14 protein-coding genes are annotated in these 18,419 nt (G+C 74.6%); 13 read left to right on the top strand and 1 reads right to left on the bottom strand.

Annotated features, from left to right (window positions below; genetic code table 11):
• Window positions 1-213: 213 nt before the first annotated feature.
• The 11 genes from GA0070216_RS07685 to GA0070216_RS07635 all read left to right on the top strand — a co-directional run bounded on the left by GA0070216_RS07685 (window position 214) and on the right by GA0070216_RS07635 (window position 15,602).
• A complete protein-coding gene (locus GA0070216_RS07685) occupies window positions 214-573 on the top strand; it encodes a WXG100 family type VII secretion target (RefSeq protein ID WP_245722367.1) in 360 nt (119 codons plus the stop codon).
• 99 nt (window positions 574-672) lie between these two features.
• Complete coding sequence (locus GA0070216_RS07680) at window positions 673-963, top strand: WXG100 family type VII secretion target (RefSeq protein ID WP_245722366.1); 291 nt, start codon at window positions 673-675, stop codon at window positions 961-963.
• 116 nt (window positions 964-1,079) lie between these two features.
• A complete protein-coding gene (locus GA0070216_RS07675; RefSeq protein ID WP_091241365.1) occupies window positions 1,080-1,481 on the top strand; it encodes a YbaB/EbfC family nucleoid-associated protein in 402 nt (133 codons plus the stop codon).
• Window positions 1,474-1,842 carry a hypothetical protein gene (locus tag GA0070216_RS07670; protein WP_091241362.1) on the top strand — a complete coding sequence of 123 codons (369 nt, stop codon included), beginning with the start codon at window positions 1,474-1,476 and terminating at the stop codon, window positions 1,840-1,842. The genes GA0070216_RS07675 and GA0070216_RS07670 overlap by 8 nt, the downstream gene beginning before the upstream one ends.
• Before the next feature lie 48 nt (window positions 1,843-1,890).
• Window positions 1,891-12,102: a WXG100-like domain-containing protein gene (locus GA0070216_RS07665; RefSeq protein WP_091241359.1), complete on the top strand. Its 10,212-nt coding sequence runs from the start codon at window positions 1,891-1,893 to the stop codon at window positions 12,100-12,102.
• On the top strand, window positions 12,099-12,869 hold the full coding sequence (locus GA0070216_RS07660; RefSeq protein WP_091241357.1) for a hypothetical protein: 771 nt from the start codon (window positions 12,099-12,101) through the stop codon (window positions 12,867-12,869). Before GA0070216_RS07665 ends, GA0070216_RS07660 begins: the two co-directional genes overlap by 4 nt.
• A gap of 52 nt (window positions 12,870-12,921) precedes the next feature.
• Window positions 12,922-13,431: a hypothetical protein gene (locus GA0070216_RS07655; protein ID WP_091241355.1), complete on the top strand. Its 510-nt coding sequence runs from the start codon at window positions 12,922-12,924 to the stop codon at window positions 13,429-13,431.
• 67 nt (window positions 13,432-13,498) lie between these two features.
• Window positions 13,499-14,161: a hypothetical protein gene (locus GA0070216_RS07650; protein WP_141723019.1), complete on the top strand. Its 663-nt coding sequence runs from the start codon at window positions 13,499-13,501 to the stop codon at window positions 14,159-14,161.
• Window positions 14,162-14,269: 108 nt separating this feature from the next.
• Window positions 14,270-14,500 (top strand): hypothetical protein, encoded by a 231-nt coding sequence (locus tag GA0070216_RS07645; protein WP_091241345.1) that lies wholly within the window; start codon window positions 14,270-14,272, stop codon window positions 14,498-14,500.
• Window positions 14,497-15,057 (top strand): hypothetical protein, encoded by a 561-nt coding sequence (locus GA0070216_RS07640; protein WP_091241343.1) that lies wholly within the window; start codon window positions 14,497-14,499, stop codon window positions 15,055-15,057. Before GA0070216_RS07645 ends, GA0070216_RS07640 begins: the two co-directional genes overlap by 4 nt.
• Window positions 15,054-15,602: a hypothetical protein gene (locus GA0070216_RS07635; protein ID WP_245722365.1), complete on the top strand. Its 549-nt coding sequence runs from the start codon at window positions 15,054-15,056 to the stop codon at window positions 15,600-15,602. The genes GA0070216_RS07640 and GA0070216_RS07635 overlap by 4 nt, the downstream gene beginning before the upstream one ends.
• 53 nt (window positions 15,603-15,655) lie before the next feature.
• Here the strand turns inward: GA0070216_RS07635 and GA0070216_RS07630 are convergent, their stop codons facing one another.
• Window positions 15,656-16,126 (bottom strand): lipoprotein, encoded by a 471-nt coding sequence (locus tag GA0070216_RS07630; RefSeq protein ID WP_091241340.1) that lies wholly within the window; start codon window positions 16,124-16,126, stop codon window positions 15,656-15,658.
• Window positions 16,127-16,254: 128 nt separating this feature from the next.
• Between GA0070216_RS07630 and GA0070216_RS07625 the strand changes: the two genes are divergently transcribed.
• Window positions 16,255-17,436 (top strand): SseB family protein, encoded by a 1,182-nt coding sequence (locus GA0070216_RS07625; protein WP_176738875.1) that lies wholly within the window; start codon window positions 16,255-16,257, stop codon window positions 17,434-17,436.
• Window positions 17,433-18,413, top strand: a complete 981-nt coding sequence (locus GA0070216_RS07620; protein ID WP_245722364.1) for an SMI1/KNR4 family protein — start codon at window positions 17,433-17,435, stop codon at window positions 18,411-18,413. Before GA0070216_RS07625 ends, GA0070216_RS07620 begins: the two co-directional genes overlap by 4 nt.
• The last annotated feature ends 6 nt before the right edge of the window (window positions 18,414-18,419 follow it).

The raw sequence follows: 18,419 nt of genomic DNA, 5'->3' as shown, positions 1-18,419 counted from the left end.
CGCCGGGAATCGCCCCGAGCCTAACGGCTCACGACCACCGCCGGGACCCGGTATTCCCCGGTGCCGGCACCCCGACCAGCCACTTCGGACATAGTGAGGTGGCCCGATTCGATGCGGGGCGCTACCGTCAGGATCGGCCACCACGGCCGCCACCACATCAAGGGGACGCTTCCCTGACCGGGGGGCGCAAGCAGAGGAGCGGGTGAGTCCACCTTGACCGACACTCCTGGACTGGGCCAGGTTCACGCCACCCAGGAACAGCTGAACCAGATGGCACAACGCTGCAACGACACCGGTGCGGGCCTCGCGCAGGGCATGGCACAGCTCATCGAGCGGGTGCAGACCCTGGGCGGCGGCGGCATGCGGGGCTCGGCGAACAACGCGCTTCAGGACGTCTCCGTGCAGCTCAACGACGGCCTCAAGAAGATCATCTCGGCGCTCGACGAGCTGTCCGGCAAGATGACCAGCGCCGCCACCCAGTACGGCATGAACGACGACGACGCCGCGACCGAGATCCGCCAGGCCGCCGCCGAGACCGGCAACTCCAGCGTGATGAGCATCCTGCGCGGCTGACGCCGGCATCCGGCGCGGCCCACGCCGCCGCACGGGCGGCCCGCGCCGGCCGCATCCTGGCGGCGCATGCCGCTGTGACCAGCGAAAGGTGACATTCCAGTGAGCAGTCCCATCACCTACCACTTCGGCCAGATCTCCGATGTGGCCACCGCGATCGGCACCTACCAGGGCCAGATGGACGGCAGCCTCCAGGAGCTCTACACCCAGTTCACCCAGCTCTTCGCCGAGGACTGGCAGGGGTCGGCGGGGCAGGCGTGCGACGAGGCCCGGCAGAAGTGGAACCAGGGCGCCACCGAAATCAAGGAGGCGCTGACCCGGGTCGGCGTGAAGCTCGGCGCGTCGGCCGAGCGGATGCAGCAGGTCGACCAGCAGATCGCCGCCGGCATGTGACGAGCCGGCCCGACGCCCCGGTGCCGAGGGTGTCGGGCCGGCCGTGCCGCCGGTGGGGCAGCCGGGGTCGTGACACCCCGGTTACGCTGCCGTCGGGTGACCTCGGGGGAGGGACGATGGAGCAACGGCCGAACTTCGGCGCGCTGACCGCCATGATCGGTGACCTCAAGAAGGCCTGGTCCGGCATGGACGAGGTGCAGCGCCGGATGCTCCGGGTGACCGGCACGGCCTGGTCGGACGACCGCACCGTCAAGGCGGTCGTCGGCCCCCGGGGGCACCTGCTGGAGCTGGACATCGACCCACGGGTGTTCCGCAACCCCAACTCCAAGGCCCTCGCCGCCGCCATCGTGGCGACCGTCCGGCTCGCCGTGGAGGACGCCGCCGAGCAGTCCAAGGAGATCCTCGACGGCAGCATCGCCCCCGACCTGCGGCGGATGGCACCCGGCGGTGCGCAGTTGGAGAATCTGCTGCACCGCCACGATGCCGACGTGCGGCTGAAGGGAGACGACGATGAGTAGCTTCGTCGAGATCAGGACGAGCGTCGCCGACATCCTCGGCATCGCCAACCGGCTGCGGTTCGCCGGGCAGTCGATGTCCACCACGATGGACGGCAAGCTCCAGGCGATCACCGCCCTGGAAGCCGCCCCCGGGACGCTGCCGCCCGACGAGTTCACCGTGGAGTTCCTCAAGACGTACCACAAGTCGGTCGAGGTCTCCGGCGGCGGGCAGCAGATGAACGAGGCCGTCAAGACCACCGTGCCCAAGCTCGGCGAGGCGATGGACAAGCTCGGCGCGTACGTGGCCGATGCGATGTGGAGCTACACCGGCACCGACGACGACAACGCCACCGACATCGACCGGGCCGGTGGCCGGCACTGACCCGAGGGGGCCGACCGGGGGACACGGTGGTGCCGGGGAGGACTCCGCGTGAGCGAGAGTGACCACGCCCTGGCCGAGATCCTGGAGTGGTTCTCCGATCTCGAAGCCGCCATCCCGGGCGTCCGGTCCACCGTCGGTGAGATCCTCATCGGCAAGATCCCCGAGTCGGACATCGACGCCGTCTATGAACTCTCCGACGCCTGGGGCGCCGCCACCGAGGAACTCGCCGCCTTCTACCAGGAGGCGGTGCACGCCGCCGACGGCATCCTGGAGAACTGGTCCGGCGACGGCGCCGCCGACGTGTTCACCCGGGAGTGGCTGTCCTATCTCCAGTCCCTCGCCGGCACCGTGGACACGCTCGCCTCCATGGAGGAGGCGGTACAGAGCTTCGGCCTGCAGATCGAGCTGATGAAGTTCATGGCCCTGATCGGCCTGATCATGCTCGCCGTCTCGCTGTTCATGCTGGTCGCCGCCGCCATCCCGTCACTCGGCCTGTCCACCGCCGGCATCCCGGGGGCATTCGCCGCCTGCCGGGCCGCGATCGGCGCCGCCGCCACCAACGCGGTACGCGCGATCGGCAGCATCTCCGTCCGCGCCGCCCTCGCCGAGGTGACCGCGCTGCTGACCCGTACCCTGCCGACCCTGGTCCGTACCCAGCTGCCGGCCATGGTGCGTACCCAGGTGCCGCGGCTGGTCACCACCCAGTTGCCGCGCTTCGCGCGTACCCAGGTCCCCGCCTTTGTCCGGCAGACCCTGCCGACGCTGGCCCGGCAGGGTGCCGGCAACCTGGCCCGGGGTGTGCTGCCGCGCAACGTCATCGCCCGGTCGGTCGCCGACCGGATGGCCGGTCAGTGGCTGCGCGGCGTCACCAACCGGGAGTTGCTGCGCCAGCTCGGCCGGGAGGCCGGGCTGGAGTCCCGGCGGCTGGCCGGGCGGAGCCTGCTCGCCGCCCGCAACCAGCTCGCCCGGGAGATCGAGGAACAGCTGCTGCGCAAGTTCGGTGCCCGGGTCGGCACCGACCTGGCCGCCCGTGGTGGCATCCGGTTGGCCGGCACCGAGGCGTTCGAGCAGCTCAGCCGGGCCACCCTGAGCCAGTACGCGACCCGCGAGATCGCCGCCACCACCTTCGGCCGGGAGCTGACGAAGTACCTGGGCCAGCGGGTGGCGTTCGGGACGGCGTTCATGGGCGGCGGCAACCTGCTGGGCCAGATGTACCAGATCGCCGGTGGCGAGCGGACCAGCCTCGACCTCGGCCAGCTCGGCATGTCCACCGTCCAGGGCGGGATCTTCGGCGCCTCGATGTTCGGTGGGATACCGGGCCACATCGTCGGCGGTGGGCTCGCCGGTGGGCTGGTGACCGGCGTGACCGACGCCGCCCAGGGCAAGTTCGACCTGCAGAACATGCTGCACGGCGGGGCGGAGGGCGCCAAGGCCGGCGCCATCTTCGGCGCGCAGAACAGGCTGGACGCGGTCCGGGTCGGCGGGATGGACCTGCGGATCGGCCGGGACGTCATGGTGCTCCCCGAGGGGATGGCCGCCGTCGACCGCGCCGCCGGCCTGCGGGTCACCTACAGCGAACGCGGGGCGGTCTGGGCCCACGTCGACGGCGACGGCCAGCGGCTCGACGGCGGCGCGATCGCCGCCGACGGCAGCGTGCTCGCCCGTGACGGGGTGCGGTCGCCCGACCCCACGGTCGTCGACGGCGACGGACCCACCCCCGGCGGCCCGCGTGACCCCCACCCGCCGCGACCCGAGCTGCCCCCGGCCGACCTGCCGCAACGCACCGACCTGGCCGGCGGCACCGGGGACGGTGGCGGCGGCGGTCCGCGCCAGCCCGCCCACCCCGCACCGGTGCGGACCCCGGAGGCGGGGACCCGCCTCGCCGACCCGGCCCGCCCGCCTGCCGACCCGGTACGGGCCGGGGACGAGCGGACGCCGGGGGAGTGGTCCCGCCCGGGTGGCGACCGGGTGGTGGGGGAGTCGACCCCGCCGACCGGCGAGCGGACGGGCGGTGAACCGGCGGTCCGGCCGACGCCGGCCGACGCCGCACCGTCGCGCGGTCCGGTCGACGGAGGTCCCGCCCGCCCCGACGGCCCGCCGCCCGGCCGCGACGCCGAACCCGTCCGCCCCGACGTCGAACCCGTTCGCCCCGACGTCGAGCCGGGACGCCGGGACGTCGAGCCGGGACGGCGGGACCCTGACGACGCGTCGCCCCTGTCGCCGGCCGGCCGCTCCGAAACACCGGTGACCACCCGGGACGACGCGGCGGCCACCGTTGTCGACCGGACCGGGCCGAGCACCGACCCGACCGGGGTGACCCGGGCCGACCTCCGCCCGGACCACCTCCGGCCCGAGGACCGCCCGGCCGCCGACCGGCCCCCGCAGGACCCGCCCCCCGAGGATCGCGGGGCGGAGAACCGGGGGCCCGAGGACCGGGACGCCCAGACCGGCGTCTCGATCCGGCCCCGCGACGAGGTACGCGCCTGGGACTGGGCGGAACGGGCGTACGACCGCTTCCGGGCCGACGACCACGACCTGCCGGACATCGCCCGGCACCTCGCCGGAACCCCGCGCTCCAGCGGGGCGGTCGGCTTCTCGCCCACCGAGATCCGGCAGGTCAAACGGCACCTGATGGTGGACGAACACCTGCTCGACGACTACGAGGGTGGGCACCGGCGGGCGCGCTTCGACGCCAACCCGGACATCGCCGAGGCGTGGATCCGGCTCCGCGAGGGGCGGCACCTGCCCGAGGATCTCGTTCTGCTCGAACACGAGCTGACCGAGGCGGGCCATCTACGGGCGCACCCGGACGCCACGTACCGGGAGGCGCACGACGCGGCGAACGCCCGGTACAACTGGGAGAGCATCCGGCCGGGGCGGGTCGGCGAGGATCTGCACGCGTCGTGGGGCGAGGGGGCAAGGGATGGCGATCCTGCTGGACTTCGAACTGGTCCGGGAAGACAGACAGGAGGTGGAATACACCTTCGGGTACCCGACGATGGACCGCCGGCTGATCATCCGGAAGGACACCGGCCAGGGCAGGCCGATCGACGGCCGGGAGGACGGGAACTACGCGGCGGTGTTCGTGAAGATCCTGCGGTTCCACCGCAGCGAGGCACGCTGGCCCCGCAAGGGCAGCTACGCGGCGTAGCGCCCGCCGAGGGGCACGTCCCGGTCGAGCTGGTGCCGGCCGGGTCGCACCCGATCGGGCCGTCGGTGCCGCTGCCCGAGGCGGTGCGGTCGACGTTCGACGGGCACATCGGGGAGCTGCTGGCCGGCCGGGAGGTCGGGCCGGTGGACCAGCCGCACCGGGCGAGCTGGGACGAGTCGTCCCGCCTACTCACCGTCGAGTACCCGGACGGGCTGCAGGTCGGGGTGGTGCTTCAGGTCAACTCGGCGCTGCCCCCCGGACAGCCGGTGGTGCTGCGGCCGGGGATGGCGGTCGAGCACGGGCAGTGGGTGCAGCGTGCGCCGGCCGGTGTCGTGCTGCCGGACCACCTGCCGGTCGACCCGACCGCGCGTACCGCCTTTGTCGGCCGGCAACTGGGCGACGCCTGGCGCACCCTGCACCGGGAGATCCACCAGGTGCTCGACCGCCCGGTCGAGCCCGCCCACCCCGTTGAGGCGGGCCGGTCCGTCGAGGCGGGACATCCGGCCGAGCCCGGTCGCGTGGCGGAGCCGGAGCGTACCGCCGAAGCCGCCGCGCCGGTCGGGTCCGGCCGGGCCGGGGTGCCGGCGGACGGCGTACCGGAGGCGGGGCGGGACGCGGTGGCGACGCCGGACGGGCCGGTGCGGCCCGCACCGGCGCGGGCGGAGCCGGAGCCGTCGCTGGCGGCGCTGGAGCAACCCGGGCGGCCCGACCCGCCGGTGCTCGACGTCGACGCGGTCGGCTTCCGGGACGCCACCGCGCCGCCACCGGTACCGCCCCGGCTGCTCACCCCGGACACCGTGCGTGGGCTGCTCACCGGCGACCCGGCGGCCCCCGGGCCGCTGCGGGACTGGGCCCGGGAACACCTGGCGGTACGGCAGGAGGACGGATCGTACCTGCCGCGCAGCCAGGCGGAGATCGACGCCGTGGTGGCCTGGCTGCGGGCGGAGACGACGGCGCTGGTCACGCAGCGGATACCGGCCGACCCGAACGCCGTGCCACCCGCGGTGCCGAAGCCCGCCGATCCACCCGCCGCCACACCGCGGCCGGTCGACCCGGACGCCGCCACGCGGCCGGTCGACCCGGACGCCGTCCCGCCCAGGCATGTCGGCCCGGTGGCCGTCGGCCCGGTGGTGCCGGCCGGGTCCGCACGGGCCGGCGACGAGTTGCCGATCAGCCAGGAACTCGCCCCCAGCAGCAACTTCCCCGCGCACCGGACCAGGACCGGCGCGGAGCTGCCCGAGCAGGTGCACGAGCTGGTGGGCAGGGCGAAGGAGAACCTGCTCGCCCGGTACCCGGAGGCGGCGGTGGCCGCCCGGCTCGCCGACCTCGACGCGGTCGGGCGGCAGGCCGACCGGTTGCAGTTGGCCGCCGACCGGGCCCGCGACGGCGGCCCGCTCGGTGACGTCGTCCGGGAGGTACGCGCGCTGAGCCGGGCGGTCGACGGGTACGCCGACCGGTACCGCGACTGGCGGGACTTCTCCCGGGGCGGGGAACACGCCGACCCGGGCTGGCGGGACCTGGACGGGGTGGACCCGCTGCACTCCGTCGAGATGGCCCACCGGGTGGTCAGCGTGGACCCGGTCACCCACCGGTTCCACGTCATCGACCAGGCGATCGCGGTGGCGAAGATCGGCGACGTGCTCGGGCCGGCGTTCGAGCGGCACGCGGCCGGCACCTTCGAACGGCTGATCCCCAAGGACCCGGCGAGCGTCGAGGCGCTGCTCCCACCGGAGCTGCGCGACCCGGAGCTGAACGCCTGGATCGGCGGGCCGGCGCGCGGTGGCTTCGACACCCGGACCGAGATCCTCTATGTCGACCCCCGCGACGGCGCCACCAACCGACCGATCAGCGCGGTCGCCGCGACCGTCGTGCACGAGAGCATGCACCGGCTCCAGCCCAGCCCCGACGTGGTGGGCGACGTGCTGGCCCAGGGAGTCGCCGAGGGGCGCTACGGCGACGACATCTCCGCGCAGGTGCTGGTGCCGTTCCGGTTCGAAGGCGAGTTCCAGGCGTTCGCCGTCCAGCAGCACTTCCTCCGGGGGCTGGCCGGCTTCCGCGTCGCCGACCACGGAGGCGACCCGCGCCTACCCCGCAGTGACGCCTACCAGGAGATGGCCGACTGGACCCCGCAGCAGATGCGGGACTACGTCCTCGACCGGTACGTGCTCGATCCGGCCGAGCGGGCCGTCCTGCCCCGGGAGTTGCTCGACCGGGCGGTCGACCAACCTGTCGCGCAGATCGTGGAACGCGCCCGACTGGCGATCGCCGAGGCGAACCACCCGATCCCCGGTGAGCGTCGTGGCGGCACCTTCCACGGCCCGCTGAGCCGGGAGATCGCCGCCCGGCACGGCCTCGACCTCGACGCGATCGGGCAGGAGCAGTCGGGACGGTCGCTGCCCGCGCTCCTCGACCGGCCGGCGGCCCCGGACGTGTCGGCCCCACCCCGCTCCGAGCCCGGTGCGCCACCGCTCGCCGAGTGGGGGCCACCACGCGACGGCGGACCGGCGGACCGACAGTCGGCACAGCCGGGGCCGGAGCGTCGCCCAGGGGTGCTGGGTCGGGCCCTGCACCGGATCACCGGTCTCCTCGGCGGTGCCGACCCGACCCCGGGCGCACCGGAGCGGGGAGCGGCACCCCGGCCGGTCACCCCTGAAGCGGGGACGCCGCGACCGGGCGAGGGGGCCGCCGGCCGGTGGGCGGCGCCGGAGCGGGCCGTGGACCACCAGGCGAGGCCGCCGGAACCGGGCTGGCCTGCTCCGGAGCCGGACCGTTCCACGGGCCGGCCGGGTGCGGGGCGCGGGGCGATCGACGCGGTGGCTCCGGACGGCCGGACCCTGCTCGGGCTGACCGAGCGCCGGTGCGTCGTCGACGAACTGCGGGCGGCGACCGACCCGATCGACCAGGCCCGGCTCCGGGAAGACCTCCACCGGCTCGACGCCGACCTGGCCCGACGCGGCTACCCCGTGCACGAGCTGGAGCAGGTGCCGCAGGCGGGCGGGGCGGCACCGCCCGACGGGCGGGAGCATGCCCGCAACGACGAGATCTGGTCCGACCCGCCGTGGCGGCAGGAAGACCGGCGTCCCTCACTCGACGAGCTGATCCCCGGCAGCCGGGAGGAGGCCGACGCCTGGGGCGGGGCCGTCCGCCGGGAGTTCGCCGACCAGTTGGACGGGCGCGAGTTCGCCGGGCTGCGGATCCGGGTGGACCTGGACGATCCGTACAGCGTCAGTGTGCACCGCAACGAGGTCGTCGTCCGGGCCGCCGTGCACGATCCGGACGGCGTGCACGTCGGTCGGGTGGTGCGGGCCTTCCACCGCGACCACGACGGCAGCCTCTTCGTCGAACACGTCTCGCTGCGGCTCAGCGAGCGGGTCCAGGGGCAGGGCTTCGCCCGGGAGTGGAACGGCCACCTCACCGACTGGTACCGGTACTCCGGCGTCGAGCGGGTCGAGCTGCACGCCGCCTCCACCGTCGGCGGGTACGCGTGGGCACGCGACGGGTTCGACTGGGCGCCGAACACCGGGCACCGGGCCGACGGCGTGCTCGACCGGCTCCGGGGTGAGCTGCGCGCGGTCGACGTCGACATCGCGCTGGCCCGCCGCGCGGCCGACGGCGACGGCCCCGTCGAGGTCGACCGGCTCCGGACGCGCTACGGCACATCCGATCCGGAGCAGGTGCTCAGCGAGGCGTACCGGCAGCGGGAGGCGGGACGGGAGATCCTGGACCGGGCCCGCAGCCACCCCTTCGGCAGCGGCCGGTACCCGACGCCGTTCGAGATCAGCCAGGCCGGCTGGGGGGAGCACCACCGGGGGCGGGACGCCTCCTGGATCGGCAAGCGGGCCCTGCTCGGCGCGGACTGGAAGGGCGTCAAGTCGATCAGCGACACCGGTCCGCTGCACCCCCGGTCGGCGTACACCGCCGGGCTGCCCCGGGTGCCCGACCCGTCGGCGATCCACGGCCTGCTCAGCGGAGGGGGCCATCCGCCGGTCACCGCCGCCCGGGTCCCCGACGCGCAGTTCCACGGGTACGGCCGGGAGGTGGCTGCGCCGGAGCTGGTACGCCAACTCGGCGACGAGGCGTTGCGCCGGCTCCTGGACCGGTTGCCGGCGGACAGCCCACTGCACGGCGTACGGCTGGACCTGACCGCCGTTCCGGCGGACGCCCTGCCCGACGGCGCGGTGGCCCGGTCGGTGCCGGTCGACACGCACGGCCGGGACCTGCCGCACGGCACCGTCGCACCGGACGGGGGCGGCTGGCGGATCGAGCTGTCCGACCGGGCCGCCGACGTCGCCGTGGCGCGGGCCGTCGCCCACGAGGCGGCCGAGCTGGCGGCGATCAGGCAGCGGGTCGCCGGTGGGCTGGACCCGTTCACGCCGGACGCGCTCACCCCGGGCGCGTTGCCCGACGGCGTCGGTCCCAGCCCGCACGACCTGGGCCGGCTGGCCGAGGTGGAGGTGCTGGCCGACCTGCTGCGCGACCCGGCGCAGGCGACGTACGCCCGCACCGAACTGCGGGCCCTGCGCGACCATCTCGGCCTGCACCCGGACGATCCCGGTGCGGCGGCCCGGCTGCGGCTGCTCGGCGGGCGGCTCAGCGATGCCGGCCGGGACGCGCTGCTGGGCCGGGAGGGCCCACCGGGCGGGCGGGCCCGTCCACCGACCGACGGCCCGCCGGGGCGCGTCCGTGCCGACGGGCCATCCGGCCGTACCCCCGCCGACGTCGACCTGGCCGGACGTGGCCGGGAGGACGGGACGTCCCTGGCCGGGCGCGACCGCGAAGGGCCCGGTCCGGCCGCGACCGACCCGGCACCGACGCGCGCCGAGCGGGAACAGACGCGCGCCGAACGGGCGTCGGCGACCTGGCCGGCCCTGGTCAGCCGGGTGCCGTTCGAGTTCGCCAGGTTCCTGCACGACCCCCGCTGGTCGGCCGACGCGACCCTGTTCGAGCAGCGGCTCGGCGCGTACTACTTCCGCGACCCGCAGGTGCTGGACACGGTGCGCACGGCGCTGACCCGGATGCGGGACATCCTGGTCGAGTTGACCGGGCCGGCGCACCCGGGAGAGACCCGTGCCGAGGTGGTGGCCCGGGTGGAGGGCGCCTTTTTCCGCGACGACGAACCGGCCAGCGCCGGCCAGGTCGGCACCTCGGTCGGCTTCGACCGGCTGCTGGCCGAGGGAAACCTGCGCGAGACGATGACCGCCTTCTACAACGCGGCCTACTGCAACTGGAAGAACCCGCACACCCTCTCCCGCACCCTGCTGACGGTGCTCGACGAGGGCCGGTGGGAGCAGGCCCGGGAGGCGGGCCTCGACGTGGCGGCCGTCCGCCGGATGGGAGACCTGCTCGACGGCACGGTGAACCGGTTGATGCCGGACACCCTGCGGGACAGGCTGAAGTTCGGCCGGGACTTCTTCGCCACCGGCAACGTCGCGAGGAATTCGCCGCACGGCCTGCGGGACCTGACCGAGATGACGGCGAGCCAGTACGTCCGCCGCTCCCGCTCCGCCGAGGAACAGGCGGCACTGGCCAACACCCCCGACCACTACGCCCGGTGGGGTGCGCCGCTCGGTCGGCTCGAACGGGCCTACGTCGACCAGGTGACCAGGGAACGGGGCGATCCGCTCGGCGAGCACAGCCCGCTGCCGTGGCGGGAGGGGATCACCGCACACGACACCGACCACGGGCCGTGGGCCCGCTGGGTGGGTCGGGACGGCTTCCCGGTCGTCGACGGCGTCTCCGGCACCACGGCCCGGATGCTCACCGCCGCCCGGTTCGTCGGGCTCGACCGGTCCCAGGGTGAGCTGTTCCTCAGCGGACTGATGGGCTGGATGCTGCCCGCCCGGGACCACTCCCTCTTCGAGATCCTGCGCGGGGCGGAGATCGCCGGGGTCCCACGGGTGACGCTGCGCCCACCCGACGGCCACGTCACCGCGGTGGACCTCTACCGCAGCCTGCCCGACGTCGACCTGCCCACGCTGCGGGCCGAGGTGACGGTCGGCGGGCTGTTCCCGCACGAGGCCCGTTACCTGGAGCATGCCGTCGACCCGCACGGCTTCTCGGAGACCCAGCACAAGGTGCCGGCGATCGCGGACCGGCTCTGGCCGCAGTTGGCGAGCGGCCAGGTGCATGACGCCGACCTCGCCGGCTGGCTGCGGCGCAACGGCCTCGACCCGGCCGACACCCCGGCGGTGCGGGAACTGGGTCAGCGGCTGTCGAAGCCGCACGTGATGGCGTTGGCCGTCTACACCCGACACAGCCACTACCTGATCAACAACGTGATCCGTACCCACCTGTTCACCGGTGGGGTGGCGGAGCGGCCGACCCGGGAGGTCTTCGACCGTAAGGTCGCCGAACTGGTCAGGAACTACCTGGGCAACATCGCCGCCGGCACCAAGGCGTTGCCGTTGCCGCTGATGCTGCGTGCCGTGGTGCACGAGGGGCCGGGACACCTCACCGTCAAGGCGCCGCTCAGTGACCCGGCCGGGCGATGGGTGCAGGCGCAACGCCGCCTGGCGGCGGCCGAGGAGCAGGCGCGGCACAGCGACGGGGATTCCGTACGGCAGCGCCGCCCCGGCGGCGAGGTGCGAAGCGCCGATCGGGCGCGTGACGCCGCCTGGAGCGAGCTGACCAGCCTGCTCCGCGCGGTGTCACCCCGGCTCTTCGACGAGACCCGGTGGCATGCGGACATGGTCCACGACGCGATGATGCAACTGCCCGCCGTCGGCAGTCCGGACCGGCCGGTGCTCGCCTACCGGGGCGACTGGATCACCCCGGTGTACTCCCCGATCTATGGCAACTCGTGGTGGCCGACCGGCCGGGCGCGGGAGTTCCTCAGCGTGAGCCGCCGCCTCGACGTGGCGGTACGGTTCATGGCGGAGAACCCCGCCGCGGGCGGTAAAATCCTGGTGGTCTACCGGCTCACCGGGCAGCAGGCCCGCGACATCTCGGTGTTCTCGTCCTTCGCCGTGGACGAGGAGGCGGTCTTTCCGCCGCACTCGCGGATGCGACGCACCGCCGACCCCGGCCTCGCCGAACAGGTGCGGGCCCAGCTGCCCGCCGAGTTCCAGGACAACTGCGAAATCATCATCATGGAAGAGATGCGTCAGTGAACGAAGACCCGGTATGGGACGAGGCGGACGACCTGTTCGCCGCCGTGCACCGGATGCTGTTGCGGTTGGCGGGGCGGCTTCCGGACGAGGTGGTGGCCCAGCTACGGGAGTTCCTCGGCAACGGGGACCTGCGGCACCTCCCGGATGCGGTGTCGGTGGCGACCGTGCAGTACGCCGTGGCGGTGCCCGCCGCCGACAAGGAGTTGCTCGCGCGGATCCTGCTCGCCCTGGGGGTGCCGGGCGGTGAGCCCGAGCGGTACGACGAGATACCGGTCGCCGACGAGGTGCCCCCGCTCGGTGCCTTCCGTTTCCTGCCGGTGCCGACGGCGGTGGCCGAACGGGCCGGGGACCGGCTGCCGGTCCCGTTGGATCTGACCGGTGGCGGGGACCCGGAGGATCTCACCGTGCTGCCCGCCCGGCTCGGTCAGCTCGCCGATCTGGCGTACGAGTTGACCGACCGGATCGACGACCGGTGGATGGACAATGTCTCCCGCCATCCGGGTGTCCGGAGGATCTGGCGGGCCTGGCGGCTGGACGCCGAGAGTCCACCGGCGCAACGGCGGGTCTGTCTTGCGGAGTTGGGCCCCGGGGTGCGGGCCTGGGACATCACCCACGACGCGCAGCGTGCCCTTGCCGACAAGGGTGAGCAGGCGCCGCAGGTGGAGACGTTCTGGGCCGGTGAGCCGCTGCCGCCGTACCATCGGGCGGCGCTGGCGGGGGCGGCCCTGCTGTGGACACCCCCGGCGGCCGTACCCGAGCGGGGCTGACCGGTCAGGTGCCCGGTTGACGTGGTCGTCGTCCGGGGACGACAGTTGGCCGGTGGTCAGTGCCCGTCTGAAGAGCCTGGAGCGGTTACCCGATCCGGTGCGGTCCGACTACCTCCGGATCGTGGAGCGGACCATCGAAGAGGTGTCCACCCGCTGGTCGTCGGTGTTGTCGGTGCCGGTGCTCTGGTTGACCCTCGGTGCCGACGGCACCGACATCCGGGTGGAGCGGGTCGACCTCGACGGGTTGTACCGCGAGAACGGCTACGCCGAGCACTTCGACCACTGGGTGGAGTCGGCGGTGCGGCAGCGGATGGGTACGGGGCGCTGCGCCGCGCTGGCCTCGCACGACCGGATGGGCGGCCCCTGGCCCTATCCGACGGGTGCCCTGCTGCCGGGTCTGCCGGACGGGCACGTGCACCTGCGCGCCGTGCACCGCGACGACCCCGGGGGCTTCGCCGACGCGTTCGCCGTCCGCAGTCGACCGTTGCGGCGCAAGCGGTTCGCACCCGAGGTGTACGAGCAGTTGGCACAGGCCCGGGCGTACCCCGGCGCGGCCGGCTGATGCGGCGGCGGGGCGTCCCACTGTGGCAGGATGACGTGCGCCGACGGCCGTGACGGGGAGGTTGCTGGTGGACACGGAGCGGACGACCGAGGCGCTCCAGCGGTGGGTGCTGGACCCGGGCGAATCCACCGAGCGGGTGTGGGTCGGTCCGGAGTCGGTGACCGTGCGGACCACCCGCCTGCGCTATCTGGCCCGCCCGGCGCAGTGGGCGGTGGCCGACGCGGAGTGGGTGGCCGACGCGGTCCGGGTGGTGGCGGCGCGGCAGCCGATGTTCGTCATCCACGGCCTGCTCCTCACCGCGTCGGGCGGGACGCTGCACCTCAACCGGCCCGAGGTGATGGCCGACCTGGGCCGTCGGGTGGGCGCCGGGCTGGACCCGCTGGCCTACGCGGAGCTGCTCGGTGAGCTGTACTCGGCGTGGGAGATCGACGGCCCGGTGGTACACCCCTTCTCGGTGACCGAGGGTGTCCGCGCCGGCTGGTTGGTCCACGATCCCGACCACTTCGCCCGGGTGCTGGCGGTGCCGGACGCTCCGGCGGTGACGCCCCCGACGTTCGTGCCGGGCCCGGACGGGGGTTGGACCCTGCGGTTCTTCTCGCACAACCACTACCTGTTGGAGATCCGCTCCGCGGTCGACGTGTACCGGTGGACGGTGACGGGCGGGCCGGACCGGGCGGCGACCTGGGTCCGGGAGACCGTCGCCGAGCGGGTGGAGCGTCCGCTGCCGTGACGGGTCGTGGTGTCGCACGCGCGGCGTACCGGTCAGGAGAGACCAGCCACAATCGCCGGTCCGGGCGAGCGGTTCGTCCGCCGGCGGCCGGTGTCCGGAGGTGACCAGATGGCGATGAACGTCGATCCGGAGCGGCAACGCCGGCTGCGGGAGTTGGCCGAACTGCACGCCGGGTGGCAGGCCACGCACCAGGTGGACGATGTCGACTTCACCCCCGAGGGTGCCGACTCGACCCACCGCCGGTCGCCGTCGGCGCAGGCGCAGCGCGAATACATGCGCCGGGCCCGGGAGATCATGGGCCTCGACCCGGACACCGGCCACTACCGGGACGTCGAATGAGCCTGCTGCCCGCCGTCCGGACCCGGGACGAAGCCGATCTCTACCTGGAGCTGCACCCGTGTGCCCGGTGCGGGTCGATGGAGGCCACCTGGACCGGGACGGCGACGGCGCAGGGGAGCCGACCGGCCTACCGGTACTCTGGTCGGTGCGTCGAGTGCCAGGAGCAACGCGAGTTCGTCTTCGCGCTGCCCGACGGGCGGACGACGCCCGCCGATGCCGGCCCGCACCCCACCACCCGGTTCGGCGGTCCGCAGCCCTCCGCCCTGCTCGACCCCGGTGAGTGGTCGCTGGTCGCCGACTGGTGCGGGGAGGCGGCGGAGGTGGCCGAGCGGCAGGGTGACGACGCCGAGGCGGCGGGCCTGCGCTGGACCGCCGTGGCCGCGTGGGAGGAGATCGGCAAGTTCCTGCCCGATGGCGGCGACGCGGTGCCGGCGGCGGCGTTCTGGTCGACCCGGGGACGGGCGGTCTACGACCGTGAGCCGGGACGGTTCCGCCGCCGCCGCATCGAGGTCGTCCGGGACTTCCATCTGGACCACATGCCGTGGAGCCCGTCGTGACACCGCTGGTCGCGCGCTCCGCCCACGAGGCCCACCTCTACATGGACCTGCAACCGTGTGGCTGCGGGCAGGGGCGGTTCCCGCGCGGCGCGACGGTGCTCACCCTGCCCGACGGCGAGCTGGCCCGCCGCTACGCCGGCCCGTGCGAGGGGTGCGGCACGACCCGGGAGTTCCTGTTCCGGCTGCCCGCCGGGCCCGTCGAGGTCGAGCAGGGCTTCCGGTACGGCGGCACGGAGCCGTCCCGGCTGATCGACGCCGGCGAGTGGCTGTGGGTCGCCGAGAACCACGCCCGGGGGGTGCCGGCCGGGGTGGCGGGCCTGCCGGAGGTCGACCGCCGGCGCTGTCGGCTACGGCTGACGGCAGCGGTCGCCGCGCTGGACGAGGTGGTGAAGTTCGTGCCTGCGGGTGGTGCCCGGGTGCCGTTCACCGCCGTCTGGACGGCGCTGGGCCGTGCGGTCTACCAGCGTGAACCGGGCCGGTTCCGGGCCGGCCGCCTGGCGGCGGTGCGGTCCGCGTACGCCGGGGTGCTGCGTCGCCTGGACTGAGTGCCGATCGGCCGGCTCGCGCAGGACGAGGCACCTCAGCGGGACGGACGGGATCAGCCTGCGGTGCCGGTGGACGTCCGTGCGGGGGTGGGACTCTTCCCGACCGGTGGGGTGGCCGACAGGTTCGCGGTGCACGACGGTGAGGCGTTGGTCTGCTCCGCGACGATCCGGTCGTTGATCAGGACGGTGCAGTGCACCATCGGTGCGCCGTTGACGTACGCCAGCGATTCGGTCCCCGGCCGGGCCTCCGGTGCCGCCGACACCCACACCTGCGCGACGTCGGGGTAGCGGAGGGTCAGCGAGTGGGCCCAGGCCCAGGTCGGGCTCTTGGCCTGTTGATTCGCCAGCGCACTGTGCCCCCAGGAGACCGAGAGCCCGAAGAACCCGCCCCCGCCGCCGACCACCTCGACGGAGAACGTGACGACCTGCGCCACCGGCGTCGGCTTCGGCTCCGGCGCGGACGTGCCGGAGGAACAACCGGCCAGGGCCGCCACCAGGACGGCGATCGCGAGGACACGTCGCATGGAGCCTCCTCAGGGGACGTCGGCGGACGGCGACCGGCCCGTAGCGTAGCGTGCGGCGCTGCGGGGTCCCGCCCGTCGGCGGGGCATCGCTAGGCTCAGGTCGGCACCGGGCAGGGAGGAGACCCGTCGTGGACGAGTCGTGGCAGCCGGCCAACGACACCGAACGGGCACTGCTGCGCGCCGCGCGCGCCGACGACCGCCCGGAGTTCTTCCGGATCCTCACCCGGGCGGAGCTGTTCCTGCCGCAACTGCGCGACGACGACACCGATGACGGCAGTCAACGCTTCGTCACGATGGACCTCTTCGGACAGCCGTTCCTGCCGGTCTTCACCTCGCTGGAGGCGATGGTGCCGCAGGTCGCCGGGGTGGCCGACGCCTACACCGTGACCGGGTACGACGAGCTGTGTGCGCGGTGGCCGGTGGCCGGCTGGCGGCTGGCGATCAACCCGGGCACCCCACTGGACGCGTACCTGCCGGTGGAGGCGGTGCGGTTGGCGGCGGACGGCACACTGGCCGTACCCGCCGGGGCGGAGTTGCTCACCGAGTTGGCCGAGGCGGCGGCCGACGACGAGATCGCCGCCGCGGCGGCCGCCGGGCCCGCCGACCCGACCGCCGGGCCTGCCGACCCGACCGCCGGGCCTGCCGACCCGACCGCCGGGCCTGCCGACCCGGCCGCTGGGCCCGCCGACCCGGCCGACGGGTTCGCCACTGCGCTGGCTCGAGCTGCCGCGCTGGCCCGGACCGCCGCCCCGGCCGGCGAGCCGGACACCGCCGCGCTGTTGCGGGACGCGGCCGAGCGGGGGGACTCCACCGGATACCTGGACGGGCTGCTCGACGCGCTGGTGGTGCTCCCCACCACCGGCCCGGTGGACGACCCGGCCCGGCTGGTCGACCCGGACTTCCCGTGGCGTGCGGTGGGGACGGGGGAGACCCGGGTGATCGAGGTGTTCACCTCCCCGGAACGCCTCGACCGGGCCTACCCGGACGGCACGCCGAGCCTGCGGGCGACGATGATCTCGCTGCTCATGGTCTGGCCGCCGGGGCACGCCCTGGCCGTCGACCCGGACTCGCCGGCCGGCATCACGCTCCCCGCCGACCAGGTCCCGTTCCTCCTGCTCTGGCCTGCCCCCGGCGAGACCGCCCCCGGCGAGACCGCCCCCGGCGAGACCGCCCCCGGCGAGACCGCCCCCGGCGAGAGCATCCCCGGCGGGACCGCCCCCGGCGGGACCACGACCGGGAGGGTGGGTTCCGACCGGACCGACCGGGAGGCGGACAGCGACCGGTCGGCCGGTGACCGGTGGGGCCGGTGAGCGGGGCAGCGCTGATCCCCGGTGCCCGGCACGCCTTCGGGGTGGTCCACCCGGTCGCGCCGATGCTGCGGGTCCGCTACCGGCAGGGTGTGCCGGTCGACCCGTACGGCTTTCCCGACTGGACGCCGTACGCGCGGGCGGTGGTCGCGCTGCCGCCGCTGCCGCCGGGGATCGGGGTGGATGAAGCCCGGGTGCTGGACGTGCTCACCGCCAACCTGGCCGTGCCCGACCCGACGGACCCGGACGCGTCGGGGCGTACCCCGGCGGGGTGGGTCTGGGCGCATCTGGCGCGGTGCCGGCGGGTCGCGCTGGTGCCGGCGGAGCTGCACGCGGCCCTGCGGCACCTCGGCGGGGTGAGCACCGGCGACGCCGACCCCCGGCGGCGCGGGCTGCCGGTGGACACCACCGCACCGCCGCCGCTGCGGTTCACCGAACGACTCGCCCCGGCGGTGGTGTCCCGCATCGAGCAGCGGCTCGGCGCCGCGCTGCCGGCCGGCTACCGGGACTTCCTGGCCCGCACCAACGGCGGGTGGCCGGGCTGGCCGGCCGTCCACCCCCGGTTCGGATTCGTGGTCGACCAGCCGCTGTTCGGGATGGCCCGCGCCGACTGGATGCAGGACCTGTGCCACGCCAACGCCTGGCTCACCGACCGGTTCACCACCGACTGGCTGGCCATCGGGCACGTGCAGGGCGGGCTGCTCGCCGTGCGGGTGGGCGGCGGCGACGAGGGGTCGGTCTGGTACTGGGACGATGACGACCCCCGGGCCCGCGACGACGACACCGCCGCCGACGTCGGTGACCGGCTCCTGCACCGCTGCGCCGACAGCTTCGGCGTCTTCTGGCACGACCTGCGGGCGGTGCCCGGGTCGCTGCGCGACCTGGCGGCGGGCGCGGTGGCCGGTGGCCGGGTCACCCGGGTCGAGGACGAGCGGACCGGGTCGGCGCTGCCGCCCGCCCGCCGGCAGCCGGCACCGTGAGGCCGG

The organism is Micromonospora matsumotoense, from assembly GCF_900091525.1.
Lineage (GTDB): Bacteria > Actinomycetota > Actinomycetes > Mycobacteriales > Micromonosporaceae > Micromonospora > Micromonospora matsumotoensis.
The sequence above is the reverse complement of the archived record's forward strand: the minus strand, read 5'-3'. Positions and strand labels throughout refer to the sequence as shown.

Coding starts and splice junctions, on each gene's coding strand:
- GA0070216_RS07645 (WP_091241345.1), top strand. CDS start 14,270: ATGGCGATGAACGTCGATCCGGAGCGGCAACGCCGGCTGCGGGAGTTG.
- GA0070216_RS07675 (WP_091241365.1), top strand. CDS start 1,080: ATGGAGCAACGGCCGAACTTCGGCGCGCTGACCGCCATGATCGGTGAC.
- GA0070216_RS07640 (WP_091241343.1), top strand. CDS start 14,497: ATGAGCCTGCTGCCCGCCGTCCGGACCCGGGACGAAGCCGATCTCTAC.
- GA0070216_RS07670 (WP_091241362.1), top strand. CDS start 1,474: ATGAGTAGCTTCGTCGAGATCAGGACGAGCGTCGCCGACATCCTCGGC.
- GA0070216_RS07630 (WP_091241340.1), bottom strand. CDS start 16,126: ATGCGACGTGTCCTCGCGATCGCCGTCCTGGTGGCGGCCCTGGCCGGT.